Raw genomic sequence first — 24,103 nt, forward strand, 5'->3', positions numbered from 1 at the left:
TGAACAGAGCAGCGTACTTATCTTCAATGACTGACCAGGGAATCGAATCTGCTTTTTTGACCCAACGGTTTTCTGGGTTCATCGTAAGGCCCAATGGCTGATCGAAGTCATAAATGGTTAATTGCCGATTCGTCTGCTTTTTGTACATTTTCATCGCCTCTTTGTATCATTTTTGAAAAAAGTGCACGGGTTTTTGGTATTTCCCTCTGGAATCCATGCATCTATTATACCAAAAAACAGCTAAAAACGCTGTTGCGATAAGGTTTGTTAATTATTCAGTAGACATTACTTATCTCAATAAATAATAAAAGGAAGTAGGAAATCATATGGGTTTTTGGTATTTTCTGATTCTCTTCATAGGCATCGCTCTTCTTGTGGTAGGACTGCTAAATAAAGATGTTTCACGTTCAGTAAAAATCGTAAGTATGTCGCTTATTATCGGGGTTTTATTTGTTGTAGTTTCGCTAATTATGCTAATGCCCGGCAGCTCTGAAGTAGTTGGCCAACTGTTGCAACAAAGTTAATGAATAAAAAAACTTCTCGCCTGAGAAAATATCCGGACGATATTTGCCTTATCATTCATCAATGCCTGCAACAAAAACGGCAAGCGCCAAGTCTCCGATATCCGATCGGAAACTTGGCGCTTTCTTGTTTAACATTTTGTTGCGATCTTTCCGAGATGTTCACCCCCCCTTCAACTTCGTCATCCGCTTGAAGTCAAAACTAATCGGCTTCTGGATTTCCATACCCTCGAACTTCACCACATAGGTGCGGGAGCGGGCGTTGACCTCAGTGATGACACCTTTCCCGAAGACCGGATGCGCGACCTGGTCATCGATCCGGAAGCCATCCGCAGGGCCTTCGCCAAGGACGGTGGCTTAGAAGTTGGAACGGCATAGGATGGCGATATCGTTCAGGCTGAATCGATTCCAATATGGAATTCGATGGATTTAGACTTTCGAAAACTAACATTTTTATAAATTAACCAGAAACTATTTATGCATCCAGATGCGCAAAAATCTCGGACAAACTGTTAATCTTGCGGTCTGCACCGCTTTGATCCATGCTGTGGGTGCCTGGGTTCATCGCAAAAACAAACAACCCAGCCCCTTTTGCCGCCTGGATCCCTACAGCAGAATCCTCCACGACAACGCACTCCTCTTTCGGCAGCGCCAATTCATGGAGGGCTTTCAAATAGACTTCCGGATCCGGCTTTGTTTTCTGGCAGTCTTCGCCGCTCAGATAGCAGTCGATGTACTTATGCAGGCTGCACTGATCCAACATCCTCTCTATGTCTGGTCTTTCCGACGAAGAAGCAATCGCTATCCTTACTCCCGATTCGGTCAGGCGCTCAAACACATCAGGAACATCCTTCCTCAGCAACTCTTTAAATTCGGTGGGATTGTTCTCCCGAAACGAAACATATTCTGCGTATAAACCTTCTCTCGACGGGACATCCCCAAGTAGGCGATCCCAAATGCTCTTGTTGTCCAGCCCGATGTAATCTTCCATTTTTTTGCTCAATGGCTCGATGTTCTTTTCTTTCAGGAACGCCATTCTCCTTTTGAAGTAATACGCTTCCGTCTCCACCAACACGCCATCCATGTCAAAAATGACGGCTTTGACCATCTGATCTCCTCCTTGCAGCGCGATACTCTCAGGCTATTGCTTTTCCGTTGAATCACATGCTATACTTTTATCCATGTATAATAGGAAAAAGTAGCATCCTCGACAAATACTACTTTTTCCTAGTTTTTTTATGCAATTTTGGGTTTATGTATAATAGGATACTGCCTTTTCCTAATCAATGAATACGATTCATTAGTATTCCAATTTCCACATATATCTTCTCTTAGTCAGTGGATGTCCTCTTAATTCCCCTAATTTTTCCGCGTGCACTCTGACAACAGCAGTCAATAACATCGGGTTGAAGTAGTCAACTACAGATGAATCAACCACGGAAGATAAACCATAATCTTTGCTGTCGATGACAGTGACTTTCGCATCAAAGCGTTGTAGGAACGTCAATGCACGCGCATCGATTTCTCTTGTTTTCCCTTCGTTCATGAACAATACGAACGGCACATCTTTGTCAGTGATTTCCAATGCTCCGTGGAAGAATTCGCCTGAGTGTACACTCGCTGAATTGATCCATTGCATTTCCAGGAATAAGCATAATGACGTTGCATAAGCCACTTCAGCAGTCGCACCACTACCTAGCACATAGACTTGGGACGCATCCGCATATTGCTCAGCAAACTGTTTGGCTTGTACGGTTACTTGTGAGGCTGCTTTTTCGATAAGTGCTGGAATCTTTTCAAAGCCGTCTTCCATTTGTTCGTAGTTAGCGTAACCTTCTACTTGATTCACTACTTCAACTGCAACCTTCAACGCGCTGATCATTTTTTCCAATTTGGCTGCATAATTCTTTGCAAATCCGTGAACGATGACGTAGTCCGCATCTTTCGTGATTGCGGATCCTGCTTCCATCGTAAGTGAAATGACAGCGGCACCCAGCTCTTTCGCTTTACCTGTTGCCGTAACCGTTTCTGGAGTGGAACCCCCTAAAGATGCAGTCACCACAATCGATTTTTCTCCCACATCACTAGGCATATCATAATTGAATTCGTTGGCAGTAATAAGAGCTGTTTTTAATTTTGAATTATGCTCCACAAAGTATTTGGCTGGATAAAGATCCGCTTTCGAAGCCCCACAACCCACGAAATAAATGTTCTCGATTTGTTTTGCTTTGACGATTTCCTCAACGATTTTTTTGATTTCCATTTCTCTTCCTCCTATTGTTTGTTATTTAAGCTAAGATGCCTAAAGCACTCAAAACTACTCCACCAACAATACAAATTCCTAATAACCACCCCGTTTTAACATTTTTCTTTATTAAGAAGTACATAAGGAATGTACTCAACAAAGGCAACAAGTCAGGTATGATCGAATCTAACGTTTCCTGCAGTTTGAAGGTTTCTCCAAACGCAATCGGTGTCGTGATGCCGATCAAAGAAGCGATCATTGCTCCGATTACCATCAGACCGATGATGTTAGTAATGTACATCAATTGGTTCATCAATCCGCCCTCATACAAACGAGTCAGGTATTTATTTCCGGTGTTGTATCCGATTTTGCCTCCATAGTAGGTTACGACGAAGGATGGCACAAACGAAATGATCATCGCCAAAATCGGGCCCAAAATACTGCCCTGTTGTGCGAGCGAAATCCCTAAGCCGAAAGCGATGACGCGAACGGTCCCTTGGAAGAATGAATCACCGATACCCGATAAAGGTCCCATCAAACTGGTTTTCACGCTAGTGATGGCATTTGTATCCACTTTATCCGGATCTTCATAATATTGCTCCTCCATCGAAGCAGTCAGACCCATTATGAAAGATGCCGTTTGTGGCGTGCAGTTGAAAAATTCCAGATGCCGATTATAGGCTTCTTTTTTCTTTTCGATATCTTCTGGTTTTGAATAGATTTTGTCCAGTATCGAGGACATGCCATACATGTACCCCATATTCATTTGACGTTCATAGTTCCAGGACGCCTGAATCATCCATGAGCTCCAAAAGAATTTCCAATATTTCCAGCTGTTCGGATCTTTTTGCTTATTTGACATACCTCTTCCTCCTCATATAAGTGTTCATTGATCAGAGATCATCAGGCGAATCCAAATCATCATAGTCTTCAAAATCGATCGGAGCGGCTCCAACGGCACTGGCAGCAGGCCGATTGAACTTGATATCAGCTAAGATAAACGCTACAATTACGGCAAAGATGGAAATCGCTGTCACACTGATGCCTGAATAAGCTGTGATGAAAAATCCCGCCAACAGGAACACAACATTTTTACTTGTCATCATGGTATTCAGTAATAAGGCAAAACCATAGGCCGGCAAGATCTTGCTTGCGACAGTCAAACCGTTGGTCAGCCATTCAGGGATGACGCCGACAAGACCTTCGATGACTGCTGTACCGAAATAGATGGCTGAAAAAATAGGGATAAAATAGGATAAAGCATACAGCGAGGTTGCCCATACAACATGGATTCTTTTCGCTGCCTCGAAATCTCCTTGTTCGACGAGTGCATCGGCCCTATGCGTCAAGCTGGCGAGCAATGTTCTCAACAAAATTCCAAGCAACTGGCCTAACACTGCTATCGGTATCGCAATCGTCAAGGCTGTTTCCGGGGTAGCTCCTGTCAGAATCGTGAATGCTGTTGCAATGATCGCACCTAGATTCATATCCGGAGGAGCCGCTGCACCGACATTCACAAGTCCTAAGGAAACCAATTCCAGGGTCGCACCGACCATAAGCCCGGTTGTGAGATCCCCCAAAACCAATCCTGTCAGGGTTGCACCGATAAGAGGTCTTTCCAGATTCAATCTACCAAGAAGGCGGGAGTCCAGAATTGCGATCACGCCGATCAAACCAACTAATATTGCCTTTATTAACATTGTTCAGCACCCCTTTTTTTAAAATTTGTCATTCAACTCTATCAATGCGTTTGTTGGTGTTTGTTGTGAATAGAGGCGGAACCCTAGTGCCTTCAACTTTTTGGAGTCCTCCAACTCTTCTGCGTTCAAGTAGACTGCTTTGTCGTATTCGATTGAGTCCGTCTTTTTAGGGATGCCTCCATAATTGATTTCTTTGATTTCACCTGTGAGCTCCTTGCAGAAAGCGAGGCAGTTTTTGGTGTTGCCGAAGATAACGGCTACATTTTCCTGTAAATTTTTGATTTTCTCTTTACGGTTCAGTGCATCTTCAACCGCAAAGATATTCAGCTTCACGTCATTGGGTTTGGCTAGTTTTAAAGACATCTTCTTGAATTCGTCATTGGCAGCAACATCATCGACAACAATTATTCTGTTGATATTCAATCTGTTCACCCAAGCAAATACAACTTGCCCATGCAACAGGCGATGGTCGATCCGAACTAGTTTTATCATTTGTATGCTCCTTTCCAACTATCGAAAAACAAAGTTGTTATAATTGGTTATATACAATACATGGCCACAAACAGATAATACCATTATAAATTTCGTTTGGCAACGTTTTCTTGAATATTTTTTTATCTTTTTTGTATTATATGGTATTATCGTATTATCGAAGCTACTATGCCCAGAAGGAGTACCTGACATGCCTCATTTTCAACTGAACAAAGATTCCTCTGAACCGTTATATAAACAACTTGCCGCTTTCTTCAAAGAGGAAATCAAAAACAAGGGCGGCCTGGAAAAAAGCCTCAAATTGCCGACGGAACGGGAGATTTCCGAAAGCTTTGCGGTGAGCCGAATCACTGTAAGACAAGCCCTGAAAATTTTAGAAGACCAGGACCTGATCGAGCGCGAACAAGGAAAAGGCACCTTTTTGAAGCCACATAAGCTGAAAGAATCAGGAAAAAAGTTGCACACTTTGAGCCGCGTAGCAGAAAACGGTTCGCACGCCGCACGATCAAAGCTGGTCAGCTCTTCCCTTGAATTGGCCAATGATCAAGAAAAAGAACTGTTGGGCTTAGCGGAGGATACCTATATTGTGGTCATCAAACGCGTGCACTACATGGACGATGTACCGGTATGTTTTGAGATTTCCCGCTTCACACAAGACTTTACGTTCCTGCTCGGGAAAAATTTTGCGGAAGAATCGATCCAAACCTTCATAGAACGGGAAAAAAACTTGTCGTTTGCAGCGCCAGAAAGAACGATCGAAATTGTCTATGCGAGCAAGGAAATCACGCATTTCATGGACTTAGAGCCCAATAGACCTTTAATTCTAATGGCGGGCATCACCACCGACTCAAGCGGATCGGTTTCCTTCCTGACACAGGAATATCTGGCCGCAGAGGGACAGAAATTTGAAATCTGAACAGCAAAAAGCCGAGACGCCATAAGGTGTCTCGGCTCTTTGCATATGTTTCTTGCTATAGGTCATCGTCCTCGTCGGATTCCGGAATGAGTTTGCTTCTGAAATTGATGCTGTCTTTAGCGCTCTCAACCGCTCTAAGGAGTACTTCTTCTGTCGGCGTATCCTCGGTAGCCAAAATGATTTCCAGCGCAAGAAGCAGATTGACACCCGAAATCAACCAGACATTCGGGTTTGTTATCAAGTGATACAGATTATTGTCAACACTTCCGCCCATAATATCCGTCAAAAGGACGTAATCGAAAGAAGGATCACCCAATACCTCCTCTTTCACTTTTTCAGCCAACACGCTGACATCTTCTCCTGGATATAGACTGTACGTTTGTATCTGTTCGGCATAACTCTCCCCTGCAATGATGGAAATGGTATTCACAAGTCCCTTCGATAACTCTCCGTGCGTCGCAATAATCACTTTTCTCAAAATAAAACCCCCTCCAACAAAATTGGTTATAACAAATTCTTCTTTTTAAAAATACACCAAAATGTAAACCTTTGCAATAGCGTTTGCGTAAAAAATTTTACCGGAATCAAAACAATTCAGCCATAGGACCAATTCGGAGCAACGCAAAACAGGCCTCGAGCACCTCGCTCTTGGCCTGTTCCACAATGATTCAATCAATAAAAAAACGTCCACGCTGAAGCCTCAGAAAATTGCCTTATGTCAACGCTTGATGATCTATCGTCCGGCAGAAAATCCTTGTTAGAATACGGTTTGTTAGGTATCGTCCGGTCAATCAACTCTGAGAATAATTTATAGAATTGTACTGATGCGCCAATAATCGATATCTATTCCTGATGAAGAACACTTGTTGCTATCTATACAATCCGTACATCAAAAAGCTCGTCAAGGTTTCTGCTGCTCAGCAGTTGGTTGCAGCGTTTTTTCACACGTGGCGTGACCGAATCGGGATGCTCACTTTCAAAGCAATACAATTTATTAATGAACCGTATCAATAACTCGTGCTCGGCTTCCTTGGTGAAATACGTGAGTAAATGCACGATTTCCCGGGACGGAGCCACATACTTTAGTTTTTTATTTTTTACGATTGCATAATACATATTCACGAATTTTTTGAAGTTCTCTTTGGGATAATCTGGATAAAACGCATAGAACATCCGCTTATACTTCCCTTGATTTTCTAGGTCATCCGCAATCATTTGACTATATTTAATCAAGCAGAGTGTTCGCTTTTCTTTGTATGGCCCATTTACTATGTTTGGTTTAGCTTTCTTCCCTTTAGGTACAGCTGCTTTTTTCTTAGCACTCTTTTTCTTTTTTTGATATTGCTTTTTCGGGAACACCAAGAGATTGGCATCGATAAAATTACTCCCTCTTCTACCTACACGAATCATGCTGTCCGACATCTTTTGGCTCCTTTCAAATACTTCTAATCATACATCCGTCAAAATTATACGCTTACATATCAATCCGAAAGCGTACTGGAACCTGAAAGTCCTACGCTTAGGACTCTCAGATTCCGTTACACTTCTGTTCCTGAATTATTCATACCACCCCAAATCTTGATATGAACAACCCTATTTCGTCTGCAATATTGGATTTTTAGCAGAGTTGTTATTTTTTCCCTTTCAAAACGTCTTTTAGAGACGAAAAGAAGCACGGATTGCGATTGTTATTGTGTTTTAGGGCATACTAATCCCTTTGTTCGAACGATTTTTTTAAATTAACGGGGTCTCACCAAGACAAAGATTGAATTTGCCGTAGGATATGAAAAAATTCATCTTGGTAGACATGATGGGTGCTGAGCTTTAGCATCATGCGTCTTCCGCTGTGGATCAGTTTCCCAGCAATCTTGAAAAAACGAAGACGAATACTCTGTATCTGTAGGCCTTTGGCCTTTTCCGGGAAAGCTAGTGTACGCATAAAATTGTTGATGTTGTAGGAAAGCAAGCTGACCATCATGCGAACAGCATTCTCCAAGAAATGAGAACTGTCTGTCTTGTCGAAGAAGAAGCCATTCTTGGCTTCCTTGATGAAATTCTCCATCGTACCTCTCCTCCAATACGTTTGGTAGACTTGTTCAGCCGAGACAGCATCGGATGGATTGGTGATAATGAATTCATGGTGAAAAATCAGTTCATTTAGCTGCTCTGACGGAACGAATGCAAACCCTACGGTCATACTTCCAAGTGCCAGCTTGATAGCGAGTCGAGTAGAAATGTTCTTCCCTCTGACTCCATTCGGTCTCATCCCCAACTTGAACAAATTCTTCCGCTATCTTAAATAAGCGGCTATTTCGTTTGAGTCGAATGAAGTACTGATGCTCTTTTTCTTCACAGAGGTCATGCAGTTCCGCCGCTGCAAAGCCACTATCTGCGCGAATAAGAATGGTGCTGACTGGAACAGTCTGATTATAGTGTTCAAGAAGCGGATTCAAAAAATCGGCTGCTCCGGTTGAGCAGTATGTGTTTCCGGAACGCAGTTCCGCCTTCAGAAAGTCCTTGGTCAGACCATCGAAGGCAACGAGCGGATGATAACCGGTTGTTTGATAATGTCTGTTGAAGGCCGTTTCTTCTTGATTGCCGTAGGTGTCACTATAGGTGGAATCCAAATCCAATACCATTTCTGTTGCATTACGTTGTATGCGTACCTTATCCAACATCGCTTGGTTGAGCGCTTGTAGCTGCAAAAGCGCATCGGGACTCTCACTAATGCAATCCCAAAAACGCGAAAGCGAAGGTTGTGAAGCCAATGTACTTTTTTCAAGCATCTGCTGGAAGAACGGATCATGACGTAAGATGTTGGCAGATGCATCAGTATCATAGCCTGCAATTAATTGGAAAATCAGTTGTTCAAGGATGGATTCATTCGAATGTGTAGGTGAAAGACGGGAGTCTTGAAAATGAAGCTCTTTCTCCATCAACTGTTCGAATCCGATTGAATGAAGCAATTCTTTAACCAAAACGAGACCAGCATCCGTGGAGAGATTACCTCCAGTATTTGTGACCGTCATTTTTTGATTGAATTTTTGAGTGTTTTCGTGTAAAGTTGCCATTGAGAGAACCCCTTTCTATGGTTGTTGGTTGTACATTAACCATAACAGATAGGGGTTCTTTTTTCACACCTTTTGGGTGTGAACTGGAAAGATAAAATATGTTGGAAGACTAACGTTTTAAGACGTTTTCTGAAAATCTATGAATAATTCAGGCTGTTTTATATATTCTGAACTTTTTTAAATTTCTTGTCAGATTGATGCATGTATCCCGATATTACATTAATCAAATGTTATTTTAGAAGCAATATCGGAAATATGATTTCGGTGCTCTTGTTCTCTTTTTCTTTCCAACACTTGGCGTTTCATTTGTTCCTCTAACTTGCTACGTTCCTGAACATTCGCCGCATTCACCGCAAGAATAAGGGTAGCTTTATGATATTTTTCAACCTCTTCAATAGTAGTCCCATTCAATACCACAGTTTTCCCAACCACACTGGCAATTCGAGGACGATGCATGGTTGTAAAATGAGATGGATAATTCCAATTTTGAATAAATAATTTTTCCCAAGTTCCACTCGGTCTAGCGCTTAATCCAAATGGAACTTTATAAAGTGCGCTGCCTTGAGTACCATCCATCTTAGGTAAAGTGACTTGATCAATAAGTATTCCTGTAATTTTAATATCTACATACTCATTGATTCTATCAGAATCTTGCTTTTTAGCGGATACTGGAGTTTGACTGTATCTTTTTTTCCATGCTGGCGTTGTGTTTTCACCTTGATTTAGTGTAGCAAGAAGATTATCCATCGCTATTCCCTCAAACTTACCCGAACAGAAATCTACACCCATTTTCCCAATCAAGAAGGACGGTTGCGCCGATTCCCATGTCCCTTTCCTTAATACTGGGATAAATTTTCTTTTTTGCTGCTTTACGAAGAGCTCTCCTGCGATCAAGCTACTCTCGTAGCCGGCTCCCCCGATTCTTTCCTCAGCTCGCCTTTTATATTCTGGAGTACATACTACCAGGATATAATCTGCATTTCTAATTTGAACTTCCATATACTCAGGAAATTCATCCCCTAGGACAAGATCATCCTGATCTAATGCAACTTCAAAACCTTTAGATGTAAGAAAGTCTGCAAATTCTTTTACCCAACTTTTATGAGTATCATCATCCCAACTGTATGATATAAAAATATTTTGCATATTTTACTCCTCCACACATATTCAGCGTTATTGACAAAAAATTGTAGCTATTAAGATTTCCATTCCATCTACTTCATCACCATCTCCATCAGTGTTTCGTAATCATCAACGACGTCATACTTCACATCTTCTGTGCTGATGGCTTTGAAATGTTCTCGCGCACAATGGATTTTTGCTTCCTCGATTAGACGTAACTGCATCGAGGAAAGAGATCCTTTCGTTTCTGCAACAAAATAAACATGCTTAACTTCTTGCTCATTAAAGGCTATTGCCCAATCGGGATTATATTTCCCTACTGGTGTTGAAATATAGAATCCTTTGGGCAATTTGACGTAAACTGCCACTTCATTGCTTGTATCTAGTTGCTCAGCAAAGTGCTGTTCGTTAGTGGAATCAAAAAGGATATAATCATATAAATGTTTCTTCGCAGGCATAGCGTTGTCGCCCAGCTTGCCCTTCATCGTTGGTTCCGTAAATAAGTCAGCATTATACGTCTCATCTAATTTATTGTACGTAATGTGTTGGATGATGACCGTCGCTTTTTGTTCGTTGATAAGATTTGATGCCTTGATAATGAATTCTTCCGGATTATTCTTGAACTGATCAAATACTTCTTTGTTGATGCCCTTTAGGATGTTGACTACCGCGCGGCGTGTTAATCCCGTTTCGGCTACTATTTTCCCTACCAGATCATATTTGACATGGCTATTCGCTACTGCAGCTAAAGCATGATGTGCTGATGAATCCCTTACAAAGGAATCGCCGGATTCCAAAGACCCTCTGGATTTTATTTCTTTCATTTCACCTGATTCGATCTTAACAAATATTTGTGCTACTCTTAAATTTCGATTCAGTTCGCCAATCGCGTTTCGGATCAGCTCATCCGTATCAAAATTTACCATATACGCCGACTTTGTATTGATGCGGCTCCATAATTCCTGGAATTCTTTGCGCCTTAATTTTTCTTCGTCAATATGCAATTCCACGTTATTGGAACGCGCATTCTCAGGTTGCATAACCTTTGGATCGTAGATGGAATCGATGATTGCAACAATGTCAGCTGCCGAATCTTCTACTTCTTCAGCAACTTTCAAAGTACCGTTCTGCTTTTCTTCATGATATTTTTCAGTAAGCAAACCCTTTTTGATATAGCCGTTGACGATCAAATTTTCATAAATAGCTTGGGCTATATTATCATCAATCACTTGTTCAGCACCTGCTGCATCTTGAATAACTTTGCCCTTGAATAATTCTACTGTAATCATCTTAGGTCGCTCAGAAACGGCCTCCGCTATTTCCGTTTGTAATCCCTTGGCAAAACTATCGTAGCTCTCGCTGGCTATGACTGTCAGAACATTTACGTTATGCACCTCTTCACCTAACAGGCCAGTATCCATACGTTCGCCGCTTTGATTTACAGAAAGTCTCAAACCTCGGCCCACTTCTTGTCGTTTGCGGACATCCGAACCACTTTGCTTAAGGGTACAAATCTGGAATACGTTTGGATTATCCCAACCCTCTCGCAATGCCGAGTGAGAGAAGATGAATCGGACTGGCTCTTTTCGGTCCAGCAGTCGCTCTTTATTTTTCATGATCAAATCATAGGCTTCACTGTCTGACGATTCAGTTGTTCCTCGCTCCAACTTACTATCCACAAATTTCTCCTTGCCAGACTTTTTATTCTTATCAATAGAAAAATACCCACTATGCGTATTATTCGCATTCATAGTATCCAAGTAATGCATATATTCATCATCGCCTAGCTCAAGTTGCATATTGCTCAGGATTGCATTGTACTCTTCTTCGAACATGTCTGCATAGATTCCATTGAATGGATTACCTTGGTCATCGTACTGTTTATACTTGGCCACTTCATCAATGAAGAATAAAGACAATACCTTAATACCCTTATAATATAGTTGTCTTTCCTTTTCAAAATGCGAGAGAATCGTCTCGCGAATTTGGATCCTTCGCATATGCTCTTCGCTGAGCTCCCCTAGGACATCACCGGCAAAGAGTTTCTTCCCATTAATGAACGTAACGGAATTATCCCGCCCATCAATTTTTGAAACCGTATATCCCTCTTTATACTCGTCCAATTCGCCTGACTGAGCATACAAATTATAGCCTTCCGATACTTTACGCGTTACTTTCCGTACGCCGTTTTTCCCTTTAATATCAAATTCCAAACTGGCTGTAGGCGCCTTATCTTTCGAAAGCTGCAATCCTTCCAGATAGACATAACCTTCTGTGGCTGTGCTTCCTGTTATGCTGATACCCTTTACCGCAATCTTTTTGACTAGCTTTTTATTGTATGCTTCCATAGCATCCAAACGGTAAACCATGTTATACATACTGTCTTTTTTATGGGTAGCCGAATATCGCAGAGTGAATAATGGCTTAAATTCCTTCAATCTTTCCTTAGTCTGTTTCCCTTCTACTGACTGAGGTTCGTCAATAATCAGAATTGGATTTGTCTTAGCAATAATATCTATTGGCCTCCTGCTTCTGAACGAGTCCAATTTCATGTATATCCGCCGAGCGTCCTTTCCTTTTGCATTGAATGCTTGCGAGTTAATAATCATTACATTCATGGAACTATCTGAAGCAAACTGATCTATTTCCGTTAGCCTTGCAGAATTGTATATGAAGAAACGAATCTTCTTACCATATTCCTCCGCAAAATGATCTTGGGTAATCTGAAATGATTTATAGACTCCCTCACGGATGGCCACAGAGGGAACAACAATAATAAATTTGCTCCAACCATAACGTTTGTTCAACTCATACATCGTCTTGATGTATGTGTATGTCTTCCCTACGCCGGTCTCCATCTCAATCGTCAGATTGTATCGCCCTTCCAGTTTCTTTGAAGGTTCTATTTGTCCTACTCTTTGAATCTTGTTGATATTTTCTAGCATGATGGAATCATTTAACTCTGGAATGATTTTATAGTTATTGAAGCCTGTAAATTCAAGAATGGCCCCTTGTCCCTGAGGCTCTTGTTCCGAAATTCCTTTATCTATCATGTAAGTCGGGGTCATATATGGCTGACCAGCAAAAACATCACAAACCGCTTTGGCCGCATCTGCTTGGAACTTTTGGTGCTTAAATTGTAACTTCATCCGTAAGCTCCCCCTTTATATAACCTTAACTCTGGTATTTGGTGCCAGAAGCTTGAATATCTCTTCAACATTTATTTTAGCTGGAGTATTCTCAAAAGAATCATCCCTGAAGACGACACGTAAAGGTCTTCTATTAGCAATCTCCTGCACAACTTCTTCACTAATAGCAGAATCGAAGCAGGCAATCAAATCTCCATCATTGACCACATGGATTGTGGCTCCCCCAATAGCTTCGCTACTGTAAGGTAAAGAAAGCGGCAACCCCCACTCCAATAAACTTCCATACAATAAGTCCAAATCCGTCCGGTTTTCTTTAATATTTGACTCTAGTTGTTCTAATAAATCCTGAGTCATTTGATCAGCTGAATAGTAAACATCCTTCATGTTGCTATCATCTAGTTTGAAGACACGGAATCCAAAATCTAAATCCCCTACCCCTCCTGCACCTTTATTTTCATCAATAATTTTTTCTCCTGCACGACGAATGCGTTCCTTACCAATTTCACAAATATTATTAAATCCTGCTTTATTTGCTTCACTTTTCTCATCTACTACTTCAGGGAGTTGAACCATAATAAATTTTCGGTTACCATAATCCTCAGCATTTAATTTCATAACCGCATGTGCAGTTGTGGCTGATCCCGAGAAAAAATCTAAAATAATTTCATCCTCACAGTTTACATATGAAATCAATCTTTTGATTAATTCAAAGGGTTTAGAATAATTAAATAAATTTATAGAAAAAATGTCCTTCATGGCTTTTGCTGCATTAGCATTTAAAACATCTGTAATTATGTTTTTATGTGGGGCTGAACGTTCTATCGCATTATCCTCATTATCAACTTGTAAATAGTTTTTATAACACACAGACCATCCACTTTCTTTAGTATTTGAACGCCTGAACTCAATAAATCCAGTTTTCCTAGCCCATTCAACCTTATCCTTACTCCACTTCCAAATCCAGCCCTCATTTTTATATTCTGTTCTTCCATTCGGGTAAGTAATTGTTCCATCCGGACACTCTATTCCATAATTTAGTGAGTCGCTGTATTGTAGCCCGCCTCTATCTAAATTATCAATGTAATAAGGGCCTCTTTTCTCTTTTAATTCATCCTCGTATTTGTATCTATTCAAGTCATACGATTCTCGATTTTTAGTAAATATTTTTTTAATTTGACTCTCACTCTTTGAATAAACTAAAATGTATTCTGTAATGGTAGCTATTCCTTTTGCATCAGAGGCCCCAGTTTTTTTTTGCCAAATTAAATTCGTTACAAAATTACTTTCTCCAAATACCTCGTCACAAATTTTTATCATATTATCCACTTCATTATCATCAATACTGATAAAAATGACTCCGTCATCTTTTAATAAGTTTCTAGACAATACCATTCTCGGATATATCATTGAACACCAGTCGCTATGGAAGCGTCCGTTGGTTTCTGTATTTTGAAATAATCTATTTCCCTCTTCATCAATCACGCCTAAATTTTGTTCGTAATCACCTTTACTTTGATTAAAACTATCTTTATAGACAAAATCCTTTCCCGTATTGTAAGGCGGGTCAATATAAATCATTTTCACTTTTCCTAGGTAGCTTTCTTGAAGAAGTTTTAGGACCTCAAGGTTATCGCCTTCTATATAAAGGTTTTCAGTAAGATCCCAATTTTTACTTTCTTCTTTGGAAGGCCTAAGTGTCTTTCTTATCGGACGTCCGGCTTCAGCTACAGCTTCTTTTTTGCCTACCCAAGTAAACTCGTACGCCTCATCTCCTTCAATAGCCTCACTCGAAAGTAATTGTCTCAGCAATTCAAAGTTTATGGCTTTTTTAATTTTTCCATCTTCGCCTCTTTTTTCGGTTACCACACTTGGGAATAGCTCATAAATTTTTTCTATATTCTTTTGAGTGAGATCCACAGATTCCATCCTCATCTTATCCATTTTCTAGTTCCTCCAATTTATTACGCAGTACCTTCAGTTCAGTGTTTAGCTTCACTTGTCTGTTAAATTGCTTTTCTTTATATACATTCTTCTCTAAAGTAGCAATTTTATTCTGCAACTTCTCGCGTTCTTCTGCTTTATGAATCGCCACACCCACAGATTCGTTCTCGCTGATAGTCAAACTATCTCTAGCTATTTGTTTGATAAACCCGTCGTACAGGGTATCCATATTTAAACCGTCCAGTCCTAGTTGGATATCATCTTTTGCAATCCAATCGGTATGGTAGTATTGATTCACTTTAAATGATTCTGGTCTTCCGTGGCTTTCTTCCTTATAACCGATCCACACTTGATGCTGATCAGCATGCTCCAACTCAAAAATTATATGGTAGGGAATTTCCTTATCAATCAATTGGAGTACTCTTTCATCCAGACCTTTTTGGTTCAGAAGCAGATGAAACACTTCTATTTCCGTAACGCGCTCTCCGTCTTTAATATTTAACGTTGATGGCGCAAGCTTGTTGGTCCAGTTAATAGCCGCTATCTGCTCCACAAATATTTTTCTGATTTGTGGTGAAACTGACAGATGGCTATAGAATTTCTGTTTAGGAATACGTCTATTGAATTCCGTAGTTTTCGGGAACAGTAACAATGCTTCTCCTCCTTACTTAATTATCAAGAAACAGATCAACTCAAAATCATCTATGCCATTAACATCTGAAAGCAATGCGGATGTCCCTCCAGGAGAGAAAAGACTATCGATATCATTCTCTTCCTTCACGTCTATGATGGAGTCTATCGCATCCGAAAGTAGCTCAGAGTATTTAGCCATGTTCTTTCCATCTTTTGTTTCAGTGTTAAAACTTTGGCATAATTGAATGTTCGGTTCTGTCTTCCCACGGCATAGCAGTCTCAAAGAATCCAACAACTTTTTAGGGGAAAGGTGGTTAGAGATCACCTCACTCTGCTCTGAAATGTAGACCATATAAAAGGGATGCAGCTGGTTCTGGTTATCTATATTCACATCATTCGTTATATTCTTCAAAACAAAGACAACCCCTGGTGGAGCTTCTTCGGTGGCTGGAACAATCGCATGCAGTCCGAAAGGTGATTTCTCTGCATCTGGATTGGATTTTATATATTCCAACAAATCCAATCGGAATTCATTGAGCCCCAAGTCCATGATGGAAATGCCCGATGCCATATCTTCAAGATCGACAACCTCTTCCTGGAGCCTCTTCAGCTGCTCCTTACGATATTCCAAGTCTCCTTTTTCGCCATCATCCAGCAAGTCATCATCCCCGGTTGAGGTTATGACGGAAATTTTCATCCGTGTCTCTACCCGAGCCTTCAGATTTATATATTCATCTAGAGTAAGATCCGGCCAAAAATTCACCAACTGTATTCTCTCGTTTATGCTGCCAATCCGATCGATACGACCAAATCTTTGAATAATCCTAACTGGATTCCAATGGATGTCGTAGTTTATCAAGAAATCGCAGTCCTGTAGATTCTGCCCCTCTGAAATGCAGTCTGTTGCAATAAGGATATCTATGTTGTCTGAGGAGTTAGGCATCAACAGATCCCTGCCTTTCGAACGCGGCGAGAAACATGTCAAAACTGTATTCAGATCAACTCTTAATTTTTGAATCGTAGTTCTACCCTCTACAGAACCTGTAACTATAGCCGTTTCTAAGCCGAAGCGTTTCTTAGCATAATTACTTACGTGGTCATACAAGTATTGAGCGGTATCTGCAAAAGCTGTAAAAATGATAATTTTCTTGTTGCCTTCATTTATTGGATTTTCAATTTTCTCCTTAACAACAGTCAATAACTCCTGCAACTTGCTGTCATGTTCGGGAGTTATGTCCTCAACCATAAGTACCAGCAATTCTAACGTTTCCGCATCCTGAACCAAATTTTCTCGCCATGTTTTGTAATCCATGTCGGCCAAATCAATTTTGACTTTTTTGCCAACGGAAAAGTAATCTGTGTTCTGATCATCCCAATCAAACTCACTGTCATCCCTGATTTCCATTAATTCCACTATCGTACTTTGATGATCGTAGTTATCAATAGTATCAATGGTATTCGTTATTAACTCCTTGATACGCAGCAATGTCAATTTGAAAGAGTATACGGAACTCTCCAACCGTTTCAACAGATTGATGCTCATCAGCCTGCGGATGCCTTGTTCACGTCCGACCTGAGTCAATCCAACACCTTTGTCACGGCTCTTATCAATATATTTGTCCATTTTGCTTGGGAAAATATAATAGGATGGCGTATAGATGTTTAGATTCAGCGATATCAGATTATCGTAGATTTCATTGTAGTTGATAGCATCGTCCAAATCAGTTAAATCAGGTCTTAAGGAAATTGGTTTCAGCCGTGTCGGAAAACGCCCTACATCATTCATGTTGTAGTATTTTTCAATATGCTTTCTTGATCGTGCTATCGTTACGCTGTCCAATAACTCAAAAAAATCAAAGTCCAGCATCTGCAAGAGCCTTTCCGTCTTCCTTTCATCAGCTTCCAGTTTGCTCCAGCTGTTAAAAACGGTTTGTGCAGATCTGAATATCTCCTCAACTGACCTATTTACATTCAGTTTCTGATTGATTTGTTCCGAGTCACCTTCATAAGCCAAGGCCAACTGATTTTTTAAATCATTGAATCGATTATTTACTGGAGTGGCCGATAACATCAGGACCTTGGTTTTCACTCCTGAACGCATCACTTTATTGAGCAATTTGAGGTAACGGTTTTCTTTTGTTCCCTCTTCTCCGGATAGTTGCCCACCGTTCCTGAAATTGTGCGATTCATCAATGACAACCAGGTCGTAGTTTCCCCAATTCAAACGGTCCAAATCCAACCCGTTTGACTTTCCCCGTTCCCTCGACAAGTCTGTATGAAAAAGCACATCATATCCAAGCCGATCTGAAGCAATGGGATTGTTGATATAATTGTCTTTATAGGTATTCCAGTTTTCCGCCAATTTTTTGGGGCATAGAACCAAAACGGATTTGTTCCTGTTCTCATAATATTTGATGACAGCCAATGCCGTAAAAGTCTTACCCAGCCCCACACTATCGGCTAAAATACAGCCGTTGTATTGCTCCAACTTATTAATGATGGCTAAAGATGCATCCTGTTGAAAGTCATACAGCATATTCCATATCTTGCTTTCCTTGAATCCGGTAGCATCATTTGGCAAAACGTCTTCCGAAAGATCCTCGAGGAATTCATTGAAGATATTATAAAGCATCACGAAATAAATGAAATCTGGCGAATTTTCCTTATAGGCAGCGGTTATGCTATCAATGACCTCATCCGTTACATCCTGTAACATCTGCTTATCATTCCATATACCATTGAATAACTGAAGGAAATCCTTACTGTGCGGAGATTCAAACTTGGTGATCATGTTGTAACTGTTGTTTCCACGTTCGCATCCAATATCGACTGTTGTGAAGCCATTCAAGGGCATATAAGTTAAAGCCTCATCTTCCGTTTCAACGTTGATGAAACCACTCATATTTTCATTGGTAACGTTCGATTTGAATGTCACTTTATTCCGTATCCATTCAGCACATTCTTTTGCTATCCTCTTTTGAGTCAATTCATTGCGGAGTTTCACTTCAAACTCGGTTCCATAAATACTACGCTCCCTGTTCAGCCTTGGGATAAAAAATTCCCTTTTTGTTTTGGGCGCTTTTTCAGTTGTAAACGTAGGCGAAGTAAAAATAAAACGCAATTCATCGATATCCTCCAATTGTTCACGTAGCTCTCGAAACGCATAGATTGAAAAACGGGCTGCTGTGATCGAAACGCGGCTATCTTTTTTGATTTCCTTTTCCAAGTCATCTTTTACAATTCTGTTTACATTATCAAATATTTCCACTACAAGACCTCCAATCACCATTAATTAAAGAATTCCATGAAGAGAATGCATTTACTACAAAATTTAAATTGGTGTGATTGCGAATATTATTTTAGGATGACTCCATTAACCGATATTTTTATCTATCCAAACACTGTTTCCCTCTTATACAAGCTTTGTCTGAGCATTATTTACGGGTTGATATACTTAATAATTTTTTTTGATATACTCTATTATTATCTCATTCAATCTACTCAAATAAAAGACTCATTAGAGCCAGAATAAAAATATTTGCATCAAAAAAGCTAAACAAGGATATTGTTTAGCTTTTTTGAATTCATATTGGTTTGCAGGAAATTCCATAAAGGGTTTGCATCGTTTTTGTAGATAGTATAAGTTACTTAGTGTTACTCTAGCTATTTTATATAAGAAACACTAAGCACAATTAGGGAGCAAATGTTGGCGCCCATTTATAAAAAGCATTCAAGTATACTAAATGTATGATCAAACTTGGCCAAGGGAGATTAATAATGAAAAATAACCGTTTAAATCTAATCTACAAATTGAATCACATTGTAAACCAAAATCAAGTTGGAACAGTAGAGTATGAGCTAGCTAAATTTTTCTTGGATAACTTCAAAATCATAAAGAAACAGAACATTTATGATATTGCCGAAAAAAATCATGTTTCAAGGACATCGATTCGCCGTTTTGCAAAACAAATCGGCTATGAAAACTTTGCCGATATGAAAAAACATATTGAAGATTTTGATGACGGGCAAACACGGTTTGAAGACTTTTATGGACAAGAGAATTTTTTACCAATTCTGATGAATAATATAGAAAATTTGATGGCTGAGTTAGGCAGACGGATGAATACACAAGAAATAGATCGCTTAATTGATATGATGAATCACACAAATGAAATCGTCATCATAAGTTCAAGCAATATCGCTGGGATAGTAAAAACTTTCCAGCTCCAAATGATTGTGTTTCAAAAAAGGGTTACCTTAATAACAACAAGAGAAGATTTGGAGATTTATAAGCAAAGCGATAAACAACCCTTAATCATTGTTTTCTCCATCTCCGGACTTTTTGCTTCAACAATTCTGTCTGATTTGGAATTAATAAATGGAGAAAAAGTTCTCTTTACCATCCAGAGAAACCCTGTTTTTAATCAAGTATTCAATAAAATTTATCATTTATGCGGGCAGGATTTCGATGCTGTAAGTGATTTACTCTACTACACCTACGGAATTACCTTTGTGTTTGATATTTTGTTCAATGGATTTATCCGACAACAGAAAGAGAGTGAAAAGAATGCATTATAAAGAAAATCCGAAATTTCCAGAGGGCTTTTTTTGGGGAGCCTCAAGTGCAGCTTGGCAAGTTGAAGGAGCGGTGGCTGAAGATGGCCGTTCTCAGGCAATAATTGATTTAAACAGCAAAAAGAAAAAACCTTTCGCGGACAACTCAATCGCTGCAGATCATTATCACCACTATAAAGAAGATATCAAGTTGATGGCTGATGCTGGTTTCACTTCCTATCGTTTTTCGATAGCTTGGCCAAGAATTTATCCAGATAATTCAGGTGTCGTGAATCAATTTGGAATCGACTTTTACAACAACCTGATTGATGAACTGGTCAAGTACGGTATTGAACCGATCGTCACTTTATATCATTATGACATGCCAGTTTGGGTGGATGAGGAGTTTAACGGTTGGTACGACAGAGGCATTATCGATGCTTTTGATCAGTATGCCAGAACTTGTTTTACTTCCTTTGGTGACCGAGTCAAGTATTGGCTAGCAATCAACGAACAAAACATGCAAATCATCTACGGTGACTGGTTAGGTGTCTGCAAAAACGAGGAAACTTGGTTTAAAGACCGTTGGAAGGTTAACCACATTATGAATTTGTGTCATTCCAAAGCAGTAATTGCATGCCACGAATTAGTTGAAGGCGGAAAAATCGGACCTGTACCGGGAATGGTGCCGTTCTATCCAGAAACATGTAAGCCTGAAGATCAAATCGCTGCCATGAACGCGGAAGAGTTAACTGAAAAAGTTTGGAACGATTTTAATGCCAATCGTAAATATAATGGGTTTATCAAACGTTATTGGAAAGAACATGATATTGACCCTGACATTCGTCCTGGAGATATGGAATTAGTTGAACAGGCAAAAATCGATTTCTTTGGTGTTAATTGTTACCGTAGCAATGTTGCTAAAGATGCACCTTTGAACACAGAATATCGAAATATTGGGTTAAATAAAACTGGGAATAAAGGCGAATTCGTATATCCTAATTATCCTGGAGTTTTTGCTCAAACCGTCAATCCGTATGTGGAAATGACTGATTGGGATTGGGAAATTGATCCTATTGCAATGCGTTATCTTTTACGTTACATGGAAGATCACTATCATCTACCGATGATTATTACTGAAAATGGTTATGGTGCCCATGAAAATTTAGGTGCAGATGGACAGGTTCATGATTCAGAACGAATCAAATTCTTGCGTGATCAAATTTTCCAAGTGGGCCTAGCTATTGAAGACGGTTGTGAAGTTATTGGTTATAATCCATGGTCGTTTACCGACTTATTAAGCACAGGTAATGGGATGGCAAAACGTTATGGCCTCGTTTATATCAATACCACTGATGAAGATGTTTTGGATTTACGAAGAATACCTAAAGATTCTTATTACTGGTACTCGAAATTAATCAAATCGAATGGTCAGAATTGGGGAGATGATGTCAATGAAAAAGTATGATGAGTTGATTCAGTTCATTATTGATAATATTGGTGGAGTCGGAAATGTCAGTAGCGCAAATCATTGCGCTACTCGACTTAGACTAAAACTTAAAGATACTACTCAATTTAATGAGGAAAATTTAAAAGAAAATCCTCTAATACTAGGAACTGTTAAAAGAGAGAATGAGGTCCAAATAATTATTGGACCCGATGTTCCAAAAGTATTTTCACTTTTTTCGGTTGAGTTAGAAAAAAACAATGATATGTCTGCAAGCCCCGATGTTAAATCTCAAAAAAATCTTAAAGCTTACGCTTTAATGGTGGTTGACTTTATTAGTGGAACTTTTGTACCTGTTTTACCAATTTTAGTAGCAGCTGGACTCGTGTCAGCAGTTTTAAACATCGGTGTCACCTTTTTCGGACTATCAAATGAAAGCGGTACCTATGCAGTTTTAAACGCAGTCAACAATGCAGGGTTCTATTTCTTACCAGTATTTATTGGTTATAGCGCCGCTAAAAAGGCTGGAATCGATGGCATGATGGGAATGTTTTTAGGAACCATCTTAGTACATTCCTTGATTAATGGGGCAGAAGGCCTATCCTTTTTGGGCTTGTCCATTCCTCAGACTAGTTACAATACAACCACAATTCCCGTAATTTTCGGTGTATTATTTATGGCGTTTATTGATAAGTTGGCTGATCGAGTCATTCCACAAGCAATCAAATATTTCTTTAAGCCATTAATTGTTATTCTAATTACTGTACCAATTACCTTATTATTCCTAGGCCCGTTGGGAAATGTATTTGGTGGTTATATTGCCAGCAGCTTATCCTTTTTGTATGCCAAGCTAGGCTGGCTTTCAGTTGGTCTTGTTGGTGCAATAACTCCTATACTCGTTATGACCGGGACAAATCAAGCACTTTTCCCGCTTGTTTTCGCAATGATGGCTGATTTTGGATATGATTCTTTTGTAATGCCCGCTATGTTAGCGGCCAACGTTGCGGTCGGAGCTGCAGCATTAGGTATATCCTTAATAGAGAAGAACACAGACAAACGTTCCTTAGCAGTATCTGCGGGGATTACAGGAGTAATGGGAATTACTGAACCTGCTATTTTCGGGGTACTCATCAACTATAAGAGCGCTTTCGCGGGAGCTGTTATTGGTGGCGGTGTGGGTGGAATGCTAGCCGGACTGGTTCAATTAAAACAATACGCTATTGTTTCACCAGGTATTGCCGCAATTCCAACATTCATACCAACAGATGGTTCAGGATTAAATAGTAATTTCTGGTTTTCTATCGCAGTTATTTTACTATCGATGAGTGTCTCATTAGCAAGCACGATACTTCTTGAAAAAAGAAGGATGAAGCAAGAAAAAGTAGAAAAGGCTGATCAATCTGTAAAGATTTTAAGTCCAGTTACAGGCACTGTAGTCTCATTGGATAATGTAAACGATCAGATGTTTGCAGAAAAATTATTAGGAGATGGAATTGCAGTAAACCCAACAACCGGTACAATTGTTTCACCGTTTGACGGCATCGTCATCATGACTACAGAAACTAAACACGCCATTGGCATCCGAGGCGAAAATGGCGTTGAGGTACTAATCCATATTGGTATTGACACGGTTGAATTAGGAGGAAACTATTTTGATTTGCTTGTGAAAGAAAATCAGGTAGTTAGAGCTGGCGATGAGTTGGTATTCTTTGATATTGACAAAATTCATGCCGCTGGCTATGAACTTACTACACCAGTTGTTGTTACCAACACTGCTGAACATGAAACGTTCGCCAAAACAATCCAAGACTCGGTACAGGCTGGGGAGTATTTATTTTCTGTAAATTAGCTTAATAGCAGAGCAGTAAAATCCTAATTTTATGAAACGGAATTTAACCTGCATTCCCGAATTGTGTAACGATAATCACTCGAAAAACCGTTGTAACGCTTGATATATAGCGGTTTTTTTGTTTACTTCAACCTCGTTATATATTATAATATATAACGAGGAGTGTTGATATGGCAGTTATTTTTCAAACAAACAAGAAAACAGGCATTACCTATGCCTATCAGAATGAACCCTACTGGGATAAGGAAAAGCAACAATCACGCGCTAAGAGGACGCTGATTGGGAAAGTCGATCCAGTTACAGGTGAAATCATACCCACGCGTTCGTACAAAAAGAAACCGGCCCCGGCGTCATCGGAAGTTAAGCCAGGGCCGATCCCGATGACGCAAGTCCGAAGAATCTTCTATGGGGCAGGTTATCTGCTCGATCAAATTGGCAAGCAGACAGGCGTATACGCGGACCT

The 24,103-nt window shown here is 39.9% G+C and carries 17 protein-coding genes and 3 pseudogenes; 6 read left to right on the plus strand and 14 right to left on the minus strand.

Annotated elements, in window-relative coordinates:
- Positions 1–148, minus strand: a pseudogene (locus TES5_RS05650) (IS5/IS1182 family transposase); the annotation flags it as partial.
- Positions 149–326: 178 nt separating this feature from the next.
- On the opposite strand from TES5_RS05650, the gene TES5_RS05655 reads away from it, so the two are divergent.
- Positions 327–524 (plus strand): hypothetical protein, encoded by a 198-nt coding sequence (locus TES5_RS05655; protein WP_068560793.1) that lies wholly within the window; start codon positions 327–329, stop codon positions 522–524.
- Positions 525–996: 472 nt separating this feature from the next.
- On the opposite strand, the gene TES5_RS05660 is transcribed toward TES5_RS05655, so the two are convergent.
- From TES5_RS05660 to TES5_RS05680, 5 genes are all read right to left on the minus strand, one after another.
- A complete protein-coding gene (locus TES5_RS05660; protein ID WP_068560795.1) occupies positions 997–1,629 on the minus strand; it encodes an HAD family hydrolase in 633 nt (210 codons plus the stop codon).
- A 192-nt stretch (positions 1,630–1,821) separates the two neighbouring features.
- Positions 1,822–2,784 carry an SIS domain-containing protein gene (locus TES5_RS05665; protein ID WP_068560797.1) on the minus strand — a complete coding sequence of 321 codons (963 nt, stop codon included), beginning with the start codon at positions 2,782–2,784 and terminating at the stop codon, positions 1,822–1,824.
- A 25-nt stretch (positions 2,785–2,809) separates the two neighbouring features.
- On the minus strand, positions 2,810–3,628 hold the full coding sequence (locus TES5_RS05670; protein WP_068560800.1) for a PTS system mannose/fructose/sorbose family transporter subunit IID: 819 nt from the start codon (positions 3,626–3,628) through the stop codon (positions 2,810–2,812).
- Between the two features lie 31 nt (positions 3,629–3,659).
- Positions 3,660–4,466 (minus strand): PTS mannose/fructose/sorbose/N-acetylgalactosamine transporter subunit IIC, encoded by an 807-nt coding sequence (locus tag TES5_RS05675; RefSeq protein ID WP_068560801.1) that lies wholly within the window; start codon positions 4,464–4,466, stop codon positions 3,660–3,662.
- Between the two features lie 18 nt (positions 4,467–4,484).
- Positions 4,485–4,958 (minus strand): PTS sugar transporter subunit IIB, encoded by a 474-nt coding sequence (locus TES5_RS05680; protein WP_068560803.1) that lies wholly within the window; start codon positions 4,956–4,958, stop codon positions 4,485–4,487.
- 190 nt (positions 4,959–5,148) lie between these two features.
- On the opposite strand from TES5_RS05680, the gene TES5_RS05685 reads away from it, so the two are divergent.
- Positions 5,149–5,874 carry a GntR family transcriptional regulator gene (locus tag TES5_RS05685; protein WP_068560805.1) on the plus strand — a complete coding sequence of 242 codons (726 nt, stop codon included), beginning with the start codon at positions 5,149–5,151 and terminating at the stop codon, positions 5,872–5,874.
- A 55-nt stretch (positions 5,875–5,929) separates the two neighbouring features.
- Here TES5_RS05685 and TES5_RS05690 read toward each other — a convergent pair whose 3' ends face one another.
- From TES5_RS05690 to TES5_RS05725, 8 genes and pseudogenes are all read right to left on the minus strand, one after another.
- Positions 5,930–6,343: a PTS sugar transporter subunit IIA gene (locus TES5_RS05690; protein WP_232309297.1), complete on the minus strand. Its 414-nt coding sequence runs from the start codon at positions 6,341–6,343 to the stop codon at positions 5,930–5,932.
- Between the two features lie 404 nt (positions 6,344–6,747).
- A complete protein-coding gene (locus TES5_RS05695) occupies positions 6,748–7,296 on the minus strand; it encodes a hypothetical protein (RefSeq protein ID WP_068560809.1) in 549 nt (182 codons plus the stop codon).
- Between the two features lie 328 nt (positions 7,297–7,624).
- A pseudogene (locus TES5_RS05700) lies at positions 7,625–8,945 on the minus strand (IS1380 family transposase).
- Positions 8,946–9,164: 219 nt separating this feature from the next.
- The gene (locus TES5_RS05705) at positions 9,165–10,091 is read right to left on the minus strand and encodes a toll/interleukin-1 receptor domain-containing protein (protein WP_068560811.1); all 927 of its coding nucleotides are present in this window, start codon (positions 10,089–10,091) and stop codon (positions 9,165–9,167) included.
- Between the two features lie 68 nt (positions 10,092–10,159).
- Positions 10,160–13,216, minus strand: a complete 3,057-nt coding sequence (locus TES5_RS05710; RefSeq protein ID WP_068560813.1) for a type III restriction-modification system endonuclease — start codon at positions 13,214–13,216, stop codon at positions 10,160–10,162.
- Positions 13,217–13,231: 15 nt separating this feature from the next.
- Complete coding sequence (locus tag TES5_RS05715; RefSeq protein WP_068560815.1) at positions 13,232–15,157, minus strand: site-specific DNA-methyltransferase; 1,926 nt, start codon at positions 15,155–15,157, stop codon at positions 13,232–13,234.
- On the minus strand, positions 15,150–15,809 hold the full coding sequence (locus TES5_RS05720) for a DUF4391 domain-containing protein (RefSeq protein ID WP_068560817.1): 660 nt from the start codon (positions 15,807–15,809) through the stop codon (positions 15,150–15,152). The genes TES5_RS05715 and TES5_RS05720 overlap by 8 nt, the downstream gene beginning before the upstream one ends.
- A gap of 12 nt (positions 15,810–15,821) precedes the next feature.
- Entirely contained in the window at positions 15,822–19,058 is a 3,237-nt protein-coding gene (locus TES5_RS05725) for a helicase-related protein (protein ID WP_068560819.1), read from the minus strand.
- A gap of 509 nt (positions 19,059–19,567) precedes the next feature.
- Between TES5_RS05725 and TES5_RS05730 the strand changes: the two genes are divergently transcribed.
- The 4 genes and pseudogenes from TES5_RS05730 to TES5_RS05745 all read left to right on the plus strand — a co-directional run.
- Positions 19,568–20,368 (plus strand): MurR/RpiR family transcriptional regulator, encoded by an 801-nt coding sequence (locus tag TES5_RS05730; RefSeq protein ID WP_068560821.1) that lies wholly within the window; start codon positions 19,568–19,570, stop codon positions 20,366–20,368.
- On the plus strand, positions 20,358–21,812 hold the full coding sequence (locus tag TES5_RS05735) for a glycoside hydrolase family 1 protein (RefSeq protein WP_068560823.1): 1,455 nt from the start codon (positions 20,358–20,360) through the stop codon (positions 21,810–21,812). Before TES5_RS05730 ends, TES5_RS05735 begins: the two co-directional genes overlap by 11 nt.
- The gene (locus tag TES5_RS05740) at positions 21,799–23,640 is read left to right on the plus strand and encodes a glucose PTS transporter subunit IIA (RefSeq protein ID WP_068560825.1); all 1,842 of its coding nucleotides are present in this window, start codon (positions 21,799–21,801) and stop codon (positions 23,638–23,640) included. Before TES5_RS05735 ends, TES5_RS05740 begins: the two co-directional genes overlap by 14 nt.
- Before the next feature lie 170 nt (positions 23,641–23,810).
- Positions 23,811–24,103, plus strand: a pseudogene (locus TES5_RS05745) (transposase); the annotation flags it as partial.

The sequence above is a fragment of the Trichococcus sp. ES5 genome, assembly GCF_900067165.1.
Lineage (GTDB): Bacteria > Bacillota > Bacilli > Lactobacillales > Aerococcaceae > Trichococcus > Trichococcus flocculiformis.